Here is a 17,264-nt window from a genome sequence, read left to right as displayed (position 1 = left end):
TCTTTACGGCGCTTCGGGTCTTCACCGCATGGCGGAAACCGTCACCCGGCCGGGGCAGTTTGCCACCGCACTGGAGCGCGCATTGGCCCGCACCCGCGGCTATGCGCAGTTCATGACCTGGTACTTCCGGCGCAATTGCCTGGAAATCGACGAACCGGATCTTGAGCAGAAGATCTGGGAGATTTTAGCCCAGGCAGGTTTCCCGCAGCGGCGGTTTCTATCCAGCTGACCCGGCAAAGGACCGATGCCGGGCGCCCTGGGGGAGGGCACCCGGCCAGCCGGGCACAACATTGTTGCGGCAATGCCGAGGATTACTCCGTCAGCGCGTTGTGCCCGAAATAGAGGAACTCCTTATCCATGCCCTGAACATCCGCGGCGGCCAGCGACAGTGATGCACTCTCCAGTATCTTGAAGCTTTTCTGGTCCTGTACCCAGGTGTCGGCTGGCTGCAGGGTCGACAGCGTATAGGTGGTTGTCTCGGACAGGTAGTGGGTTGGGATCACCACCTTGGGCTGGATCCGCTCAACCAGTGCATTGGCTTGGGCATAGGACAGGATGTGTTCGGAGCCATCCACTGGCAGGGTCAGCACGTCAATTCGGCCGATGGCATCCCAGAACCCGTCTGCCGGGTCAGGCCGGTTGTCGCCCCAGATCAGCGTGCGGATGCCGCCGGTTTCCACCACGTAGGTCACCATATCCATATGGCCCGGGTTATTGGGCGGGCAGGCCTCTACCCCGAATTCAGCCAGCGCGTCGGTCCACGGATACCAGCCCGGCGCCACGCAGGCGTGTTTGTCGGCGTAGCCGGTGATCTTCATGTCGGCGAATTCGAATGTGCCTACCATCCGGTCCAGCACCATGGTTGATTGCGGCCGGTCAATGGCGTCGTGGTCGAAATGGGTGTGGGTGGACATGGTGATATCAACCAATGTCTCCGGGAATTTCTGCTTGAACCACAGCCCCCACGCGCCCGACGGATCATCCCGCCACGGGTCGAACAGGATCGAGGTGCCGCCGGGTGAGGTGATCTTGAAGGCGCAATGGCCGTAGAAATCGATCTTGACCTCGCCATCGGTGAATGACCCTGCGTTTTGCAGGTCGATCACATGGTTGTTGTTGCCGGGCTGCAGCCAGTCAGTGGATTGCGCCTGGGCGCTGGTGCTGCCCAGCAGGCTGGCGGCAGTGCCCACACCTGCGGCACCCGCCGCCGCAAAGAAACTGCGCCGCGACAGCCCCGGTGCCAGATCATCTTTGCGCCCGTCCAGCCTCACCGGATCGAGGTTCTTCCTTTGCTCATCCATTGGTTCTGTCTCCCTGGTGTTTTCTGACCGCCGCATTGGTGCAGCGATGTAATCAGGCTAGACAGGGTTGCAGGTCAGGGGTGCCCCGGAAGAATATGGGGTAAATATGGGGGGCGGCCCCATAACAAGCGGCCGGGGGCCTGTGGCGGGTCTTTGCTGCGGGGGGAATCCGGGCCTTGGCGCCATCTCCGGATTCTGGCAGCTTGTCAGGAAACAAGTCCGGCGCAACCGGGCTGTAAAACAAATATCGGAACGGGCAGCAGCATGGATATCACACGGCGTCATTTTGGATTTGGTCTTGCGGCTTTTGGGCTGACCGCCTGCAGCAGCACAGTGCCCACGGTCAGCGGCTCCAGCGGCAGCCCCAGCCTGCCGGCGGACCTTCGCCCCGTGCCCAATACGGGCTATGACGCCTGGGTGGCGTCGTTCCGCTCCCGCGCCGAGGCGAGGGGCATTTCCCAATCCACCCTGCGCGCAGCGTTCCGCGGTGCGGGCTACCTGCCCGGCGTTGTCAAACGCGACCGCAACCAGACCGAATTCAAGCGCACGCTGGAGGATTACCTGTCCATCGCCGTTTCGGACGAGCGCCTGTCCAAGGGCCGCGCCGCCTTTGCCCGGCATCAGTCCACCTTGCGGGCGCTGGAGCGCGCTTACGGCGTTGATGCGGAAATCATCTGCGCAATCTGGGGGCTGGAGAGCTTTTACGGTGAGCGCCGCGGCAATGTGCCGGTGATCTCGGCCACGTCAACGCTGGCCTATGACGGGCGGCGCGGGGCGTTCTTTGAAAAACAGCTGATTGCAGCGCTGAAGATCCTGCAGAACGGCGATACCACGCCTGCGCGGATGACCGGCAGCTGGGCTGGCGCGATGGGGCATACCCAATTCATCCCGACATCTTATCAGGCCTTTGCAGTTGATTTCACTGGCGACGGACGCCGCGACATCTGGTCCGAGGATCCCAGTGACTCGTTGGCCTCCACCGCTGCCTATCTGCAGCGCAATGGCTGGACCCGCGGACAGAAATGGGGCGGCGAGGCCGGGGCGCCGGGCACCCCTGCGGGCCGCACCCTGCAGCCGCAGGCGGGCGGGCCGAAGTTCCTGGTCACTGGAAACTTCAATGCGATCAAGCGCTACAACAACTCGGATTCCTATGCGATCGGGGTGGGCCATCTGGCTGACCGCATCGCAGGCGGCGGCCCGCTGCGCGCCAGTTTCCCGCCGGACAAATACGGGCTGACCAAGGACGACCGCATCCTGCTGCAAAAACGCCTGACGGCCAAAGGGTTCGATACCGGCGGCGCCGACGGTGTGCTGGGACCGAAAAGCCGTGCCGCCATCAGCGGCTTTCAATCCAGCCGTGGATTGCCCGCAACAGGTGATCCGTCGCAGACGCTGCTCAGCAGCCTTAGGTAACCGGGCTACTCGGCCGAATTCAGCGCGATCAGATGCTGGCGCAGGTTCTCGCGCCGGCTGAGGCCCAGCTTCTGGCGGATGTTATTGCGGTGAAAGTCGATGGTGCTGGTCTCCCGCCCCAAAGTGGCCGCGATCTCCTTGGTGGTGCGGCCCATCATGATCAACTGCATGATCTCGGTCTCCGCTGGCGTCAGCTGCTCCAGTGTCTCGGCCAGCTTGGAGGACAGGCTTGAGGTGATGTTCTTGAGATTATCCTCGACCATCTGCAAATAGGCGCTTTGCAGCTCCCGGTCCGCATCCAGATGCCGCAGCTTGGCCACATAGGGCAGTACCATACCCTTGATCTGCTGCACGATCTGCTGCTCGGTCTCGTGGCGCGAGGCCTCGACATTGTCGATCAGCACGCGCAGCGCGGTATTGGCATCCTCCAGCGCGGTGGTGCGGCGTTTGATGGTGTCTTCACGCGCCCGCACGGTCTCGCGCAGCTCCGCTTGGGCCTGTTTGCGCTGGGCGACTTCCAACAGCAGCGCCAGATCGCCCTCGACCACCCGGCAGAACTCCTGCAGGCCCTTGCGGAACATCAGGGCGCGTTTGTTACGGCGGGTGTCCAGCACGCAGATGGTGCCGTAAACCTCGCCATCGGGCCATTTGATCGGATAGCCGATGTAGAAGGACATGGCGTGCTCCATGTCTTCGTTGTCCTGCCAGCGGGGGTCGCACTGGGCGTCCTCGACCACCAGTTCGCCATCAGCCTCGAACACGCCGAAGCAATAGAGCTTTTCATTCAGGTGGTACTTGCGGCCCGGGTAATAGGGATTGTTGTCAGCGGAGTTGGAGACCTTGACCCGGTGATCCAGATCCACAGTCGCCATGATCAATGCGGCGGGCACATCGGTCAGCTCGGCCACCAGGTCCACCACCCGCTGCCATTTGGCCTGGGTTTCAGGTGTGATCGGGGGTTTGTCCGTCGTCATAGCGCGTCTCCCTGGCCCGGGAGGCTAGGGCAGGAGCGGCACATCACAAAGGCAAAATTGCGGGAGGGGATCAGAAACCGGCGCCAGTCCCCTGCAGCACGCCATGCTCCAGCGCGTATCGGGTCAGGCCGGCGGTTGAGGAAATGCCCAGCTTGCGCTTGATGTTCTTGCGGTGTGTCTCAACGGTTCTGACCGAGATATCAAGCGCTTGGGCGACTTCTTTGTTTGACTTTCCCTGTGCCAGCTCCAGCAGGATTGTCTGTTCACGGCCCGTGAGCGCCTCGCGGCTGTCGCCACCCTTGGGCTTCAGCGAACCCGCGGCCCCGGTGCAAAGATAGGTCTGCCCCTTCATCACCGCATCAACGGCCTGTTTGATCTCTTCTGTGGGCACATCCTTCAGAACATATCCCATGGCGCCATGGCTGAGCGCGGTGGAGATATATTCGGCGCTGTCATGCATCGACAGGATCAGGATACGGGTGCCGGGGTGCTGTTCCAGAATGATCTCGGTCGCACTCAGCCCGCCAAGATTGGGCATGTTCAGATCCATCAGCACCACATCCGGCGCCAAAGTGCCCATCTGCTCCACCGCGTCGCGCCCGTCAGTCAATGAGCCGACGACCTCGATATCATCATAGCTTTCCAGGATCGACTGGATGCCCTCGGCGACCATCGGATGGTCATCCACGATCAGAACTTTCACCGGATCAGCCATCATCCCCCCAACGGCAGATTTCCATTGCTAAAGAGGCCCCGCAGGCCGCTGCACCCTCCCCAGGTCTACGGCAATTGCACGGGCGTTCCCTCTTCACCCGGCGGCAGCAGATGGCTCAGAGGCAGGCTTGCCTCGATCACCGTGCCGCTTTGGGTGCCTCGTGATGACAGAATGCGCAAGGCCCCGTCAAGCTGCTCAATCCGTTCCTGCATATTGCGCAGGCCAATGCCCGGCCCGCTGCGCGCATCGCGCGGCGGCAGCCCGCGGCCGTTGTCAGAGATCCGCATGGTCGCACCGCGGGTGTGGCCGCGCAGGTCTATACTGACGTTGGACGCCTCGGCGTGGCGTTCGATATTGGTCAGCGCTTCCTGCGCAATCCGGTAAAGCGCGATCTTGGCATCCTGATCCAGCCGGTTGCGGAACACCACAGTGGAAAACTCTGTCTCAATGCCGGTGCGGGCGGCAAAATCATCCGTCAGCGCCTTCAGCGCTGGGCCAAGCCCCAGATCGTCCAGCACAGCGGGACGCAGGTCGCGGCTGATCCGGCGCACCTCGGTGATCGCAGTCAGCAGGTTATCGGCGCCTTTTTCCAACGGAGCCGCAGCGCCGTCGCTGTCACCGCGGGACAGCCGCCGCCGGGTGTTGTCCAGCGCATAGCGTACCCCGACCAAAAGCTGGCTGATACCGTCATGCAGCTCCCGCGCCACCCGGCCGCGCTCTTCCTCCTGGGCGTCGAACACCCGCTGGGTCAGCTCCTTCAGCTTGGCATCCGCCAGCCGCCGTTCGCGCAGGTTCAGGAACATACCGGAGGCAAAGACCAGCACCAAAGAAACCAGAGTGATACCGCCGATATAGAAGAATGTGCGCTGCACCCGGGCCTCAACCTCGGCCCGCGACGCAGCAACCGAAGCCAGCACATCGTCGATGAACACGCCGGTGCCGATCGCCCACTGCCAATCCTGCAGCCCCAGCACATAGGCGATCATCTGCGCCTCTTCCCCGGTTGAGGGCTTCTCCCAGGTGAAGCTGTGCCAGCCTGCACCGATCCGGGCCAGGCGGATGAACTCATCCACCACCGGCACCCCGGCGCTGTCGGTCAGCCCAGCCCAATTGCGGTTGATAAATTCAGTCTGCCGCGGACTGACCAGATTGGTGCCGTCGTAGTCATAGACAAAAAAGAACCCGTCCTTGCCGTAGATCATCGCGCTGAGGATCTGGGTGACCCGTTCTTTGGCTTCGGCATCATCGGGGGCGGCCAGCCCGTAGATATGGGCAAAACCATTGCGCGCCTGGGTCACGTAGTTGCGCAGCTCGGCCTTCTTGGCCTCCAGCAGCTGCAGTTCCAGCGCCTGAATTTCACGTTCGGCAAGGCTGCGCGACTGATAACCCACCAGCACAGCAATCGCAGTGCCCGCCACAATCAGCGGCAGGGTCGTCAACAGCGACAGCTTCTGCGCATAGGTGGGGCGCAGCAGGTATCGGAACAGGCGCATAAGCAGGTCCCCGGAATTGGTCAGATTCTTGTACCGAATCATTTTGCAGCCGCCCAGAGGAATCACATGGGCAGGAGGTATTTGCTCTTAGGGCGGGAGTGATCCCCTTGGGGATTCGCGCCGGGAATGCAGGAACTTTCCAGCGAATGCCCTCAAAAACGTGCCGTTCTACGCAGTACTAGGTATTCACATAAAATTCATCGCCGCTAGGCTGGCCGCACTCGAACCGATCCGCCCGGGGGGACCTTCCGGGCAATCCGAAGAATAAATGGGAGGAATAATTAATGGATCGCCGTTCTTTTTTGAGAACTTCCGCGCTGGGCGGGACTGCCGCCGCAGCCGGCACGCTGGCTGCACCGGCCTATGCCCAGGGCAAGCGCACCCTGACCATGGTCACCACCTGGGGCCGCGGCCTGGCGGGTGTGCATGATTCCGCGCAGTATGTTGCCGACGCCATCACCGCCATGTCCGGCGGCGACCTGACCGTTGATGTGAAAGCCGCAGGCGAACTGGTCGGCGCGTTCGAAGTGTTCGACGCCGTGACCGCAGGCCAGGCCGACATGTACCATGGTGCCGACTATTATTTCACCGGCCAGCACCCGGGCTACGCCTATTTTACTGCCGTGCCTTTTGGCATGACCCCGCAGGAACTGACCAACTGGTACTACCATGGCGAAGGCCATGCACTGCATGATGAGCTGGGCCAGATTTTCGGCCTCAAGTCCTTCATCGGCGGCAACACCGGCCCGCAGGCCGGCGGCTGGTACAACAAGGAAATCAAAGGCCCCGAAGATTTCAACGGCCTGAAATTCCGGATGCCGGGCCTGGGCGGCAAGGCGCTGGGCAAACTGGGGGCCTCCGTGCAGAACATCCCCGGTTCCGAAGTCTATCAGGCGCTGTCCTCCGGCGCGATCGACGGCACCGAGTGGATCGGCCCCTGGGCGGACGAGAAGGCCGGCTTCCAGGAAATCACCAAGACCTACTACACCGCAGGTTTCCACGAGCCGGGCGCGGCACTGTCGGTTGCCACCAACCGCGATGTTTTCGAAGGCCTGTCGCCTGCACACCAGAAGGTCATTGAAATGGCGTCCGCCGCTGGCCACCAGTGGAGCCTTGCGCAGTTCATGAACAACAACGGTGCGGCGCTGCAGCGCCTGCAGTCCGGCGGCGTGAAAACCCTGGAATTCCCGGACAGCGTCTGGGATGCCTTCGGGTCCGCCACCAAGGACACCCTGGACGAGTTCATGGGCGACGAATTGTTTGCAAAAATCCGCAGCAGCGTCGAAACTTCGATGAAGGCCTCCTCGGGCTGGATCACCAAATCCGAAGGCGCCTACCGCGTTCAGCGCGACCGCGTCCTGGGCTAATCTGCCTGAAAGGCATCAATCGGATCCTCCGCCGCCGCGCGGGGGATCCACATGCAGTTGCTGAAACTGCGGGACGGCCGGCAGACGCCGCGCGCCCAACCCGCTAACGGCAGCTTCGCAGCAATCTTCCCGGGGGAAATATGCAGGAAGAGAGTGGCATCACCTTCTTTGGCGCAATCTGGGGCGGGCTTGTCTGGCTGATCCAGAACATCGCCGGCGCCTTTTACAATTTCGGCTACGCCGTCACCCATCCGCAGCTTTGGCTTGACTGGTCCGACAAAGCCTCGGTCATGCGCTTTGTCTACTACGGCGGCTCGGTCGAGTTTTTCTTTGTCGTGTTCACCGCCTTCCTGGTGCTGACCGCTATCGGCCTGTACTTTCGCAATGTCATGTGGGGCATGGTGCGCGGGCTGGAAGGGCTGGCCAATACTGTCGGCCGCTTCTTTGCCTGGGCTGGCCTTTTGATGGTCTTGCAACAGATCATCATTGTCTTCATGCAGCGCGTGTTTGCCCGGCCCGACATCAGCTTTGGCTTTGGTATTCCGTTCAGCCAGGACATCAGCTGGTTCGCTGAAGAACTGAAGCTTTACAATGCCTTGGTGGTCTGCCTTTGCGTGACCTACACCTTTGTGCAGGGCGGCCACGTGCGGGTGGACCTGATCTATTCCGGCATCAGTTTCCGCGCCAAGCGGGTGGTCGACATGCTCGGTTCGCTTTTGTTCATGATGCCCACGGCAGTGCTGACCTGGATGTACGGCTGGTTCTTCCTGTGGCGCCACCTGATCGTGCCGAAACCCTCGGCCTCGGACAGCCTGGACCGGTTGGTGATGAAATCCCGCGCCCTGCGCTGGAATGTGGAAACCATCGGCTTCAGCCCCAACGGGTTCAATGCCTATTTCCTGTTCAAGATCCTGCTGGTGCTGTTTGCGGGCCTCGTATTCCTGCACGCCATCGCTTTCTTTTACCGCTCGTACCTCGAGTTTGTCGAAGGCCAGGGCAGCGAAAACAAATACCTCGACAAGGACAGCCTTGGAGAGGGTGAAGAAGCCTACGAAGGCACGCACTAAAGGGACGTCAGAAACATGTTATTTGGACTTGATGGCGTCGAAATCGGCCTGCTCATCGTATTCATGTGCCTCTTCGGGGGCATCCTATCCGGCTTTCCAGTGGCCTTCGCCATCGGCGGCGCCGGGATCATCTCATTCGGTATCATCGCGGCGCTGGACAGCTCCGGTATCCTGATCCACCAGGCCATCGACACCTCGTCGCAGGCCTACCGCGATCTGGTGAATTCCGGTATCAGGCCGGATAAGGTTTCGGTCTTCCGATACCCGGACCTGCCAACACTGGCGGAACCTGTGTTCACCCAAGGCTGGGAAGTGGCGCTGGACCGCAATGTCTCCTTCATCGTTAACCGGATGAATGAGAGGGTTCTGGCCGGTGCTTCGATTGAAACCCTGCTGGCGGTTTTGATGTTTGTTCTGATGGGTATCACCCTGGAACGTTCCAAGATCGCCAACGATCTCTTGACCACCATGGCGCGCGTCTTTGGCCCGTTGCCCGGCGGTCTGGCGGTGTCGATTGTGGTTGTGGGCGCGTTCCTTGCCGCCTCCACCGGCATCGTCGGCGCCACCGTGGTGACCATGGGGCTCTTGGCGCTGCCCACCATGCTGCGCAACAACTATTCGCCGGAACTGGCAACCGGCGTGATTGCGGCCTCGGGCACCCTGGGCCAGATCATCCCGCCGTCCATCGTGATTGTTCTACTGGGCACGCTCGCGGGCGATCTGTATTCCACCGCGCAGGAAACTCGCGCAATGGAGGCGGGCTGTTCCGATGCGCTGACCTATCTGGGCGAGCCCGCAGTGGTGTCGGTCGGCACCTTGTTCCAGGCGGCGCTGCTGCCGGGTATCCTGCTGGCGCTGCTTTATGCCACCTATGCCTTTGGCTATGCGCTGCTGAATCCGCATAAGGCCCCGGCCGTGGCGATGGAACCCGGCACTGGCGAGGTGATCACCCGCAGTGAAGGCCTGACCTGGTTCCTGGCGGTTCCGGCGGCCTTGGTTGGCGGTGCCATCCTGCTGGGCAGCTTCAACGTGATCGGCAGCCAGAACATCACCGTTTCGACATTCTCGGACGCGGGCGAGACAGCCTCCCTGCGCACCAATGTCGGTGCCGAGTGCAAGGCTGCGATGATCGATCTGCACGGGCAGGAGGATTGGGACGCCGCTGTTGCCGAACAGGAGGCCATCGAGGCTGCTGGCGGTGTGACCCTGTCAGAACGGCTGAGCGAGGATGAAATCATCGCCGCCCGTGATGCCAAGATCGCCGCCGCCGCGCCGATCGGCACCGGCATTTCGGTGATCATGATCCTGCTGGGGCTGGTGCTGGCCTTTGGCCGCGGTGTGGCGCCGTCGCGCGATGCCAAGCCGCTGATCCTGGGCGCCATCGGCGTGCTGGTGGTTGCGCTGGTGGATCTGGTGGCAATTGCACCCACGACCTCGGCCGGTGTCACTGTGCTGTGGATTGCACTGCCGCTGCTGCTGGCGCTGTGGGGCTGCCGTGAGGCCGCTGCGCGCTGCGCAGGAAACGATCTGATCCGGGTGGTGTTCCCGCCGCTGGTGCTGATTGTTGCGGTGCTGGGGTCGATCCTGGGCGGCATCACCAACCCGACGCCCGCTGCGGCGCTGGGGGCAGGCGGTGCCATCATGCTGGCGGCCTACCGCAAGCTGCAGGATCAGGGCCGTTCCGGCAAGATTATCATCTGGTCCACCTTTGCGGTCATGCTGTGCATCCTAGTTGGCATGAATTTTGACCTGCGGGTCAATCAGGGCGGCGTTTCCCTGGAAAGCTGGATTGCCTTTTTTGTGGCCTATGGCGCCTATCTTTTTGCGCTGTTCGGGCTGCTTTACGGCTGCTGGGTGCTGTTCAAATCCGGCGTGCTGTCACCGATTGTGCGTGAAACTGCCAAGGTGACTTCGATGGTGTTCACCATCCTGATCGGCTCGCAGCTGCTCAATCTGGTGGTGATCTCCTTTGGCGGCGAACACTATATCCAGCAGTTCCTGAAGAGCTTTGACAACGAGATGACGGTCTTTTTGATCGTGATGCTGGTGCTGTTCTTCCTGGGTTTCGTGCTGGATTTCCTGGAGATCATCTACATCGTGATCCCCATCGTCGGCCCGGTGATCTATGGCGGTTCGTTTGATCCGAAATGGGTGACCATCATGGTGGCGGTGAACCTGCAGACCTCGTTCCTGACGCCGCCTTTCGGCTTTGCGCTGTTCTATCTGCGCGGGGTTGCTCCCAAGGAGGTGACAACGGCCCATATCTACCGCGGGGTCGCGCCGTTTGTGCTGATCCAGGTGGTGGGCATCGGCATCTTGTGGGCCTTCCCGGCGATTGTGACCATCGTGCCGGCGCTGATTCCGAACTGACCAGGGCAACAGGAATAATTAAACGGAAAAGGGGCCCCATGCGGGCCCCTTTGCTTTTACAGGGGGAGGGGCGCTGCCCCTCTGCGCCTGTGGCGCATTCACCCCGGAGTATTTGCAGAAAGATGAAACGAGGCGGCGCCGGTATCAGGCGAACTGGATCAGGTCCCAGCGGTTGCCGAATGGATCGCGCCAGACCGCAACGGTGCCATAGGGTTCATGGCGCGGCTGTTCCTCGAATATGACGCCCTGAGCCTGCATCGCCGCGTGGTCGCTGGCAAAGTCATCTGAGGCAAGGAACAATCCGACGCGGCCGCCGAACTGGTTGCCGATGGCAGCCTTCTGTTCAGGTCCTTCGGCACGGGCCAGGATCAGACTGCCCTGGCTGGCGCCCGGCGGCAGGATACGGACCCAGCGTTTGCGGCCCTGATCGATATCCTCGGCCAGCTGCCAGCCGAGCCGGCCGCAGTAAAATGCAATTGCTGCGTCGTAATCCGGCACCACCAGTGAAATGGCGTGAATATGCTGCATCAGCGGCTTCGATGGATAGGCTGTTCGGGCAGCTGAATATTGGCGACCTGTTCGGCAATCGGATCGGTGGACAGCGGATGGCCGGCGGCTTCGAACTCAGACGGGTCGGACATCTTTTTCCATTCGCTGCGGTGGTAAATTTCCAGGCCTGCGAACTTGGCTTTGTAGCTCATTTTCTGGCTGCCAGGCACCCAGTAGCCGAGGTAGACATACGGCAGCCCGGCCTCGCGCGCGATAGAGATATGGTCGAGGATCATAAACGTGCCCAGCGAATTCTGCGGCTGGTCCGGGGCATAGAAGGAATAGACCATGCTGAGCCCATCCTCCAGCACGTCGGTCAGCGATACCGCCGTCAGCTTGTTGGATCCGGTCTCGGCATATTCTACAACCCGGCTGCGCACCGGGGTTTCCTCGATCATAGCGGCGTATTCGAAGACATCCATATCCGCCATACCGCCATCGGCATGGCGGCTGTCAAGATAGCTTCGGAACAGCGAAAACTGGTCCTCGGTTGCCCAGGGCGAGGTTGCACGCCGTTCCAGATGCGCATTGCGTTTAAGCGTGCGTTTCTGGCTGCGGGTGGCGGTAAAGGCCGCCACATCAATCCGCGCCGACAGGCAGGCGGAGCATTCCGAACAGGACGGCCGGTAAAGCACGTTCTGCGAGCGTCTGAAACCCTGTTGGCTAAGGCTGTTGTTCAGCTGCTCCACCCCGTCGCCCTGCAGCGCGGTGAACAGCTTGCGCTCCATCCGGCCCTCCAGATATGGGCAGGGCTGCGGCGCCGTCACATAAAACTGCGGTGCAATAGGAAGGGTATGGCGCATCAGAACTCTTCAGCAGTTTCACAGGACAGACGGGACGGTTCGCAACGTTGTCCCATGATGATAGCAACGCGGTTCCAGTGCGCCAAGTGGACTTGTGGAAAATGGTTTAACAGGCTCTTGCGTTGGAAGGCGGGCAGACAGCCCCGATTGTTCAATATCTGTCAGGAGTTGCGCCGCTGAAAGCTTCGGCAAGAGCACTTGCGCAGACCACGGCGCCTTTGCGCCCTTAAGTTCGCATCCGGGCGTGCCTGTTCTTTCTGCGTCATCCGGCGTTCCGTTTCTACCCTATCTGCAGGCCTTACAGCGACTACAGAATTTTGGTTTGCGGGCTATGCTTTACGGCCAGGTTTCCAAGATGCGTTTGTTCAAACTGCCCATCTTACGCGGCTTGGATGCTTATGCATGAGATCGCTTGAAATGTTGAAGATTTGGGTGCGGGGTCAGGCAGGTCCTCAGGCGTATGTGTCCTAAAAACCGGCACTCCTGGTCGGACGCAAAGCAGCTTAGCAAAGCCTTGCCCCTGTGTGTTCCGGAACAGGCCGGGGTCCGTTACACCCGGCGGTTCAGCATCGCGGTGCCGAGGAAGTGGTCAGTCAGGCCTTGGCCGCGCGAGGAGGTCAGCATCAGGATGACCGAGATCACCTGCAGGACCGGCAGCGCCAGCGACAGCGAGTAGCCTGCGGTGTGTAACGCGGCCAAGCCGCTGTCGAGCCGCTGGCCGGAACCGTCGCGCAGTTCAATCCCGGCAAAGCGCATACCCCAGGTGGCAGAGCCATTGGCAATGGTCACGGTCCGGTAGGCAAACCCCGCAGCCAGATACAAAAGCGGCCAGATCAGCAGCCCGGTAAAGGCCGTCAGCACCACTGCGGCGGCGCTGATGGCAAAGATCAGAATGCTGTCGATGATCCAGGCGATCAGCCGTTTGGCGGGTACGGATGTATAAAATTCTGCCTGGTAGTCGGGGTCGGGCAGGGCGGTCATATGCAGAAGTCCTTTGCGCTGCAGGAGCTGTGAGGGGGCAGAGATGGGCCGAACCGTTTCCCCGCCCGGTCAAGGGGCGGGGCAGCTGGAGCCTTTACAGGCCGGGCAGATCAGTGGCTCTTGGGGCCGCCGTTGCCGGCTTCATCTTCCGGATCATCACTGTGGGCGGCGGCTTGCGCGCGCTCATCCATGAATTCGTCAAATTCGGCTTTGTCCTTGGCTTCGCGCAGGCGCTGCAGGAAGGCGTCAAAGTCGTGCTGCTCCTGCTCCAGGCGGTTCAGCGTGTCTGCCTTGTAGGCATCAAAGGCACTGTTGCCCGAGGGTTTCATTGCAGAATACCCGTGGCGCGCCCATGACTTGCGGTGGCGGCAGGAGGATTTACTGAACATGCGTTTGCTCCAGATCATGTAGAAGAGAAGGGCCAGGCCCACTGGCCAGAAGAACACGAAGCCCAAAACCATGGCGGCGATCCAGGCGCCTTTGCCCTTGCTGTCCAGCCAGGCTTCGCTGCGGGAAAACCAGCCCTGCACGGGTGCATGGGGGGCGGTAGGGGTGAAACTCGTCATCAGGGTCCTCCTGGTTGCAGTGAATGTAAATCTCTTTCACATCATAGCATATCGGAAGCCAGTGGGCAGGGTTCAAGAGGGGATGTGAAACTTTTTTACATTCGCGTGAAGCGGGACGTAACCGGCGTATGTGTGTATGTAGCGGTTGTAGCTGTAGCTGTTTGTAGCGGGACACTTCGCGTTGCAGTGCGGGACACTTCCCGTTGCAGCAACTCATTTTCGCGAATTCCCTGATTTTTAGGCGCAAAACCGGGGTTTAGCCAGCCCGGATCTGCGCCGGTTCCGGGTTTCGGCGCTGGGATTTTGGGACACTTCGCATTGCAGTACGGGACACTTCCCGTTGCAATACCCGGCAATCCGCCGCCCAAACCGTAAAAAAACGCCGGGCAGCGGAGGGTTTTAAAGGGTGTTTTAGGGAAGGCACGGGACCTGTCCACCCTTCGTCACACGGTTTGTCGCTTCATTGCAGCTTCACCAGACCCGCCGTTCGCTGTGCGCATCAACCGATGTAGCCGTAACGCACAATCCCCATAGCACCGAGAGCAACCCGCGCTTTCCTCCTTGTCAGATTTGTCGCCGCTGCAGCTCGCGCTGACAGCATCCACAAAACTTAGACGAAGCTGCCGTTCAATCGAATGGCCTAAATGTCTGCTTAGACTCTGGAAATAATAAACAGTACGTTCATCTCACGTAAGGTTTGAAGCCTCAGTTTGGGTAGATCGAGTTGGTATGAAAAAGCACGAAATAGGAATTTGTAGACTGACATTGGAGCGCGGGAAATACGTAAAATCCCATATTGTTCCGAAAGCGCTGACGCCCAAAGACGTTCCAGGCGGCCCTATGTTTCAGTCCGACGGGCATGAACGCCCGAAAAAGCGTTTTGACAGTTGGTATGACCAGCGGCTCGTAATTCGGAAGGGGGAAGATATTCTCGCGTCGATTGATGACGATGCAATAAAGGAAATTCGGCGCCTGAAACTTGCATGGAAGTACTGGGACGATAAATCTGAACTCGCTATGGAGCCGTTCAGAGACGGGGCAGCAATCGGCCTTCGCTCTCTTTGTGATGTCAATCATGTAGCGTTAGCTAAATTTGCAATCAGCATACTCTGGCGTGCAGGCGCTTCTAAAATGGAGGATTTAGAGGGCTTTCATGTTTCGGAGACGCTTCTAGAACAAGCCAGACTAGTAGTAATCGGCCACCGCGAATTCGATCCAACGGTGTTTCCAGTCAAGGTTTTTCAGTTTGGGACGAAGGGCCCATTGCACAACCTTACACCGATGAATCATGAACTGTCTCTGCCAGGTGGAGCAAAGGAGAAGTTCTTTAGGATTTTTGCGAATGGCCTCTTCTTCCACGTTACCGACACAACATCATCTCAGCCGTATGATTTGGGAAAAGCAACCTGGTATCTTCGTGCATCTGGTAAGCTCGCCGTGATCTGCATGGATTTCGAGAAGTCTGCTCAAAACGAATTTACTACTTCTGTTTTTCATCATTTCACTTCGCAGCAGAGCAGTGGTGGTAAACAGACATAGGCTTGAACGTCAAAGCGGGCATTCGATCAGACCGCAGCACCGGCCACTCGGGCTCATTGCAACCCTTCTCCGCATGAAGGATCAAAGACTGGTTTAAGGTTCCTACTGGGAAAAGGGGGAGCCCCGGACTAAGCCGGGAACTCCTTCTTCAATTCGAGATACGCGCGCGCTGCAGCCATTGGGACCACCCCGTTACCGGCTGCAGCGGATCGGTCCACCCCGCAGGCCAGCCCATTATCCAATCGGTGAAGGCAGGGTTCTGCTGCAGCAGGGCCGCCCCCTTCGAGTGCGCGTCCCCAGCCAGCAAGGTCACCAGGCATCGGGGGGAAGAGGCCAGCGGCCCCGGCGTCCAGCCGGTGGCCTTCATCAGATCCCACATCACCGTCCAGCACAGCCCCGCCGTTCTCAGCGAGACCTGGCCCCCGGCCTGATTCTGATCCGCTACAAACAGGAAGCTGCCGGGCCCCATCCGGATCGAGGTCCGGTTGCCGCCCTGCTTGTACGTCGGCGTGGGCCAGAATGAAGAGCCTTTGCCTGATATGAGACCCGCCGACTTCAGCCGCCGATTGCACGCGCGCTGCAACCCGGTAGCCCATGCCTTGAAGGTCGCCGACGACGTCTTGCAGGCCAAGGGTGAGATGGCCGGCGACGTTCTCAAAGAAGCACCATTCCGGCTGCACTTCGCTGATAATGCGGGCGACGTCTGGCCAGAGGTGCCGGGGGTCCTGGTCGCCCTTGCGGTCTCCGCTGAGGGTAAAGGGCTGGCAGGGATAACCGGCAGAGAGGAGATGAACGCGGCCGCGCCACGGTTTGCCGTCGAAGGATTTGATATCGTCCCAGACAGGAGCCGCAGCCAGGGACGTGTCCGCCATCCGCGCCACGAGAGCGGCCGCGGAGAAACTGTTCCGCTCGACATAACACACAGTTCGGTATCCGGGTTCAGCGAGGTGAAGGCCAAGGTCAAGTCCTCCGACACCGGCGCAAAGGCTGATGCCGAGAAGGCCGTTAGATCGGTTGGGGGTACAAAGAGCCACACTGTGGGTCCTTTCCATCGCGCTCATTGGATTGAACCGGGCGCTTTGGTGAAGGGCTCTGCGGCCTCAGGGAATTATGTGCCTTGCATCTTGGGCACTTGATAGCGAGCGTGCCGCTAAGGGCGCCAGGCTCGATTTTAAATAACAATCTGCGGCATTCACCGCAACGCTGGTCTTGCAGCTTCAAGTGGAATCACTCCAAAGAGGCCGGGTCCTCGAGGACAGGGAGCGGCCAAGAGTGTTGTGTGGTCGGCGGGGTTGTGTGTGAGAACTTAGGCCCCGAGTTTGGGGGGTGGTGATACACCCCTCGGCCTCCCGTTACCGGGAGGCGGGTTGTTTCAGGTTTCAGCCGCAGGGGCGGCCATGGCGGCATCAAACGCAGCCCGCACATCGAACCCGGCCAGCTCCGCATCGCTGAGTGCGGCGATCTGCGTCTCCACGGCTTCCTCCGCATCAAAGCAGCTCTGCACATGGGCCGCGACGGCAGCGGTGATCTGTTCCAGGTCCGCGCGCGTCAGCTTGATCCAGCCGTCGGGGGCCTTCCAGGAGAACGGCTCGCTCTTGATGCCCAGTTGCAGCGCGCTCAGGGCCTCAGTGAGGTCGGCGCGGGTTGTGCGGTCGGTGCGGGCGTGGAACCCGCTGGGCAGCGTGATGCCGCCGTTTTGGATCTGCCACCGGGTCTCGGCCAGATTGTCCAGGAGTGCCGCGCGGGCCGCCGCTGCGACCTGCGCAGCCGTAGTGATTTTCAGGGAGAACGTCATGCTTCTGTTTCCTCTGTTTGCAGACGGATTACCGGGTCGGGGACCGGGCCGCCGGTTACGGTCAGCACGGGCGGCTCGGCGCCCTGGCTGGCGGCGGCGCTCTCCTCGTTGTAGAACCACTCAACGGCAAAGCTCAGGACGCCATTCTGGCGGGTGATCTCCCCGCAGAAAGGGTGATCGCCAATCGGCAGCGCCCGCCCGCCTTCCGGTATTGAAGACAGGTCAAATTCGTTTCCGCTCCAGGTGAACACATCGCCAGCAACGGACGCGGTGGTTTCGGTCTCATGGCTGCGGCAGGCCCGCAGATGGATGGTGATATTCATGGGGGGTC

General features: G+C 60.6%; 18 protein-coding genes and 1 pseudogene. 6 read left to right on the top strand and 13 right to left on the bottom strand.

The features are described 5' to 3' along the window. Positions 1-28 precede the first annotated feature (28 nt). A complete protein-coding gene (locus K3557_RS10800) occupies positions 29-229 on the top strand; it encodes a hypothetical protein (protein ID WP_259993828.1) in 201 nt (66 codons plus the stop codon). A gap of 82 nt (positions 230-311) precedes the next feature. On the opposite strand, the gene K3557_RS10795 is transcribed toward K3557_RS10800, so the two are convergent. Beyond that, positions 312-1,301 carry an MBL fold metallo-hydrolase gene (locus K3557_RS10795; RefSeq protein ID WP_259993827.1) on the bottom strand — a complete coding sequence of 330 codons (990 nt, stop codon included), beginning with the start codon at positions 1,299-1,301 and terminating at the stop codon, positions 312-314. Positions 1,302-1,565: 264 nt separating this feature from the next. Between K3557_RS10795 and K3557_RS10790 the strand changes: the two genes are divergently transcribed. Then, complete coding sequence (locus tag K3557_RS10790) at positions 1,566-2,714, top strand: lytic murein transglycosylase (protein ID WP_259993826.1); 1,149 nt, start codon at positions 1,566-1,568, stop codon at positions 2,712-2,714. Between the two features lie 5 nt (positions 2,715-2,719). On the opposite strand, the gene K3557_RS10785 is transcribed toward K3557_RS10790, so the two are convergent. The 3 genes from K3557_RS10785 to K3557_RS10775 form a co-directional block, all read right to left on the bottom strand. Next, complete coding sequence (locus tag K3557_RS10785; RefSeq protein WP_259993825.1) at positions 2,720-3,688, bottom strand: LuxR C-terminal-related transcriptional regulator; 969 nt, start codon at positions 3,686-3,688, stop codon at positions 2,720-2,722. A gap of 70 nt (positions 3,689-3,758) precedes the next feature. After that, entirely contained in the window at positions 3,759-4,403 is a 645-nt protein-coding gene (locus K3557_RS10780; protein ID WP_129370486.1) for a response regulator transcription factor, read from the bottom strand. Between the two features lie 65 nt (positions 4,404-4,468). Beyond that, positions 4,469-5,896 (bottom strand): cache domain-containing protein, encoded by a 1,428-nt coding sequence (locus K3557_RS10775; RefSeq protein WP_259999609.1) that lies wholly within the window; start codon positions 5,894-5,896, stop codon positions 4,469-4,471. 284 nt (positions 5,897-6,180) lie between these two features. On the opposite strand from K3557_RS10775, the gene K3557_RS10770 reads away from it, so the two are divergent. The 3 genes from K3557_RS10770 (at position 6,181) to K3557_RS10760 (ending at position 10,700) form a co-directional block, all read left to right on the top strand. Next, positions 6,181-7,263, top strand: a complete 1,083-nt coding sequence (locus K3557_RS10770; RefSeq protein ID WP_259985194.1) for a TRAP transporter substrate-binding protein — start codon at positions 6,181-6,183, stop codon at positions 7,261-7,263. Between the two features lie 140 nt (positions 7,264-7,403). Then, the gene (locus K3557_RS10765; RefSeq protein WP_134829615.1) at positions 7,404-8,330 is read left to right on the top strand and encodes a TRAP transporter small permease subunit; all 927 of its coding nucleotides are present in this window, start codon (positions 7,404-7,406) and stop codon (positions 8,328-8,330) included. A gap of 15 nt (positions 8,331-8,345) precedes the next feature. Next, positions 8,346-10,700 carry a TRAP transporter large permease subunit gene (locus K3557_RS10760; RefSeq protein ID WP_259993824.1) on the top strand — a complete coding sequence of 785 codons (2,355 nt, stop codon included), beginning with the start codon at positions 8,346-8,348 and terminating at the stop codon, positions 10,698-10,700. Between the two features lie 144 nt (positions 10,701-10,844). On the opposite strand, the gene K3557_RS10755 is transcribed toward K3557_RS10760, so the two are convergent. The 4 genes from K3557_RS10755 to K3557_RS10740 all read right to left on the bottom strand — a co-directional run bounded on the left by K3557_RS10755 (position 10,845) and on the right by K3557_RS10740 (position 13,599). Further along, positions 10,845-11,228, bottom strand: a complete 384-nt coding sequence (locus tag K3557_RS10755; protein WP_259985189.1) for a VOC family protein — start codon at positions 11,226-11,228, stop codon at positions 10,845-10,847. Further along, complete coding sequence (locus K3557_RS10750) at positions 11,228-12,052, bottom strand: arginyltransferase (RefSeq protein WP_259993823.1); 825 nt, start codon at positions 12,050-12,052, stop codon at positions 11,228-11,230. The genes K3557_RS10755 and K3557_RS10750 overlap by 1 nt, the downstream gene beginning before the upstream one ends. A gap of 549 nt (positions 12,053-12,601) precedes the next feature. Further along, positions 12,602-13,033: an RDD family protein gene (locus K3557_RS10745; protein ID WP_134829617.1), complete on the bottom strand. Its 432-nt coding sequence runs from the start codon at positions 13,031-13,033 to the stop codon at positions 12,602-12,604. A 110-nt stretch (positions 13,034-13,143) separates the two neighbouring features. Further along, positions 13,144-13,599, bottom strand: a complete 456-nt coding sequence (locus tag K3557_RS10740) for a DUF2852 domain-containing protein (protein ID WP_259985184.1) — start codon at positions 13,597-13,599, stop codon at positions 13,144-13,146. Between the two features lie 729 nt (positions 13,600-14,328). Between K3557_RS10740 and K3557_RS10735 the strand changes: the two genes are divergently transcribed. Further along, entirely contained in the window at positions 14,329-15,138 is an 810-nt protein-coding gene (locus tag K3557_RS10735) for a hypothetical protein (protein WP_259993822.1), read from the top strand. A 148-nt stretch (positions 15,139-15,286) separates the two neighbouring features. On the opposite strand, the gene K3557_RS10730 is transcribed toward K3557_RS10735, so the two are convergent. The 5 genes and pseudogenes from K3557_RS10730 to K3557_RS10715 all read right to left on the bottom strand — a co-directional run bounded on the left by K3557_RS10730 (position 15,287) and on the right by K3557_RS10715 (position 17,256). After that, on the bottom strand, positions 15,287-15,607 hold the full coding sequence (locus K3557_RS10730; RefSeq protein WP_259999713.1) for a hypothetical protein: 321 nt from the start codon (positions 15,605-15,607) through the stop codon (positions 15,287-15,289). Positions 15,608-15,704: 97 nt separating this feature from the next. Further along, a pseudogene (locus tag K3557_RS10725) lies at positions 15,705-16,190 on the bottom strand (DNA cytosine methyltransferase); the annotation flags it as partial. Next, entirely contained in the window at positions 16,144-16,320 is a 177-nt protein-coding gene (locus tag K3557_RS20600) for a hypothetical protein (RefSeq protein WP_409201219.1), read from the bottom strand. The pseudogene K3557_RS10725 and the gene K3557_RS20600, both read right to left, overlap by 47 nt. Before the next feature lie 190 nt (positions 16,321-16,510). Continuing rightward, positions 16,511-16,933: a DUF4376 domain-containing protein gene (locus K3557_RS10720; RefSeq protein ID WP_259993820.1), complete on the bottom strand. Its 423-nt coding sequence runs from the start codon at positions 16,931-16,933 to the stop codon at positions 16,511-16,513. Further along, positions 16,930-17,256, bottom strand: coding sequence for a hypothetical protein (locus tag K3557_RS10715; RefSeq protein ID WP_259993818.1), 327 nt, complete (start codon positions 17,254-17,256; stop codon positions 16,930-16,932). The genes K3557_RS10720 and K3557_RS10715 overlap by 4 nt, the downstream gene beginning before the upstream one ends. Between the last annotated feature and the right edge of the window lie 8 nt (positions 17,257-17,264).

Origin of the sequence: Leisingera sp. M523 (assembly GCF_025141335.1) — a bacterium.
GTDB lineage: Bacteria > Pseudomonadota > Alphaproteobacteria > Rhodobacterales > Rhodobacteraceae > Leisingera.
The sequence above is the reverse complement of the archived record's forward strand: the minus strand, read 5'-3'. Positions and strand labels throughout refer to the sequence as shown.

Bases quoted from the DNA above. Each gene is read 5' to 3' on its own strand.
- K3557_RS10800 (WP_259993828.1), top strand. From the start codon at position 29: ATGGCGGAAACCGTCACCCGGCCGGGGCAGTTTGCCACCGCACTGGAG.
- K3557_RS10795 (WP_259993827.1), bottom strand. From the start codon at position 1,301: ATGGATGAGCAAAGGAAGAACCTCGATCCGGTGAGGCTGGACGGGCGC.
- K3557_RS10790 (WP_259993826.1), top strand. From the start codon at position 1,566: ATGGATATCACACGGCGTCATTTTGGATTTGGTCTTGCGGCTTTTGGG.
- K3557_RS10785 (WP_259993825.1), bottom strand. From the start codon at position 3,688: ATGACGACGGACAAACCCCCGATCACACCTGAAACCCAGGCCAAATGG.
- K3557_RS10780 (WP_129370486.1), bottom strand. From the start codon at position 4,403: ATGGCTGATCCGGTGAAAGTTCTGATCGTGGATGACCATCCGATGGTC.
- K3557_RS10775 (WP_259999609.1), bottom strand. From the start codon at position 5,896: ATGCGCCTGTTCCGATACCTGCTGCGCCCCACCTATGCGCAGAAGCTG.
- K3557_RS10770 (WP_259985194.1), top strand. From the start codon at position 6,181: ATGGATCGCCGTTCTTTTTTGAGAACTTCCGCGCTGGGCGGGACTGCC.
- K3557_RS10765 (WP_134829615.1), top strand. From the start codon at position 7,404: ATGCAGGAAGAGAGTGGCATCACCTTCTTTGGCGCAATCTGGGGCGGG.
- K3557_RS10760 (WP_259993824.1), top strand. From the start codon at position 8,346: ATGTTATTTGGACTTGATGGCGTCGAAATCGGCCTGCTCATCGTATTC.
- K3557_RS10755 (WP_259985189.1), bottom strand. From the start codon at position 11,228: ATGCAGCATATTCACGCCATTTCACTGGTGGTGCCGGATTACGACGCA.
- K3557_RS10750 (WP_259993823.1), bottom strand. From the start codon at position 12,052: ATGCGCCATACCCTTCCTATTGCACCGCAGTTTTATGTGACGGCGCCG.
- K3557_RS10745 (WP_134829617.1), bottom strand. From the start codon at position 13,033: ATGACCGCCCTGCCCGACCCCGACTACCAGGCAGAATTTTATACATCC.
- K3557_RS10740 (WP_259985184.1), bottom strand. From the start codon at position 13,599: ATGACGAGTTTCACCCCTACCGCCCCCCATGCACCCGTGCAGGGCTGG.
- K3557_RS10735 (WP_259993822.1), top strand. From the start codon at position 14,329: ATGAAAAAGCACGAAATAGGAATTTGTAGACTGACATTGGAGCGCGGG.
- K3557_RS10730 (WP_259999713.1), bottom strand. From the start codon at position 15,607: ATGGGGCCCGGCAGCTTCCTGTTTGTAGCGGATCAGAATCAGGCCGGG.
- K3557_RS10720 (WP_259993820.1), bottom strand. From the start codon at position 16,933: ATGACGTTCTCCCTGAAAATCACTACGGCTGCGCAGGTCGCAGCGGCG.
- K3557_RS10715 (WP_259993818.1), bottom strand. From the start codon at position 17,256: ATGAATATCACCATCCATCTGCGGGCCTGCCGCAGCCATGAGACCGAA.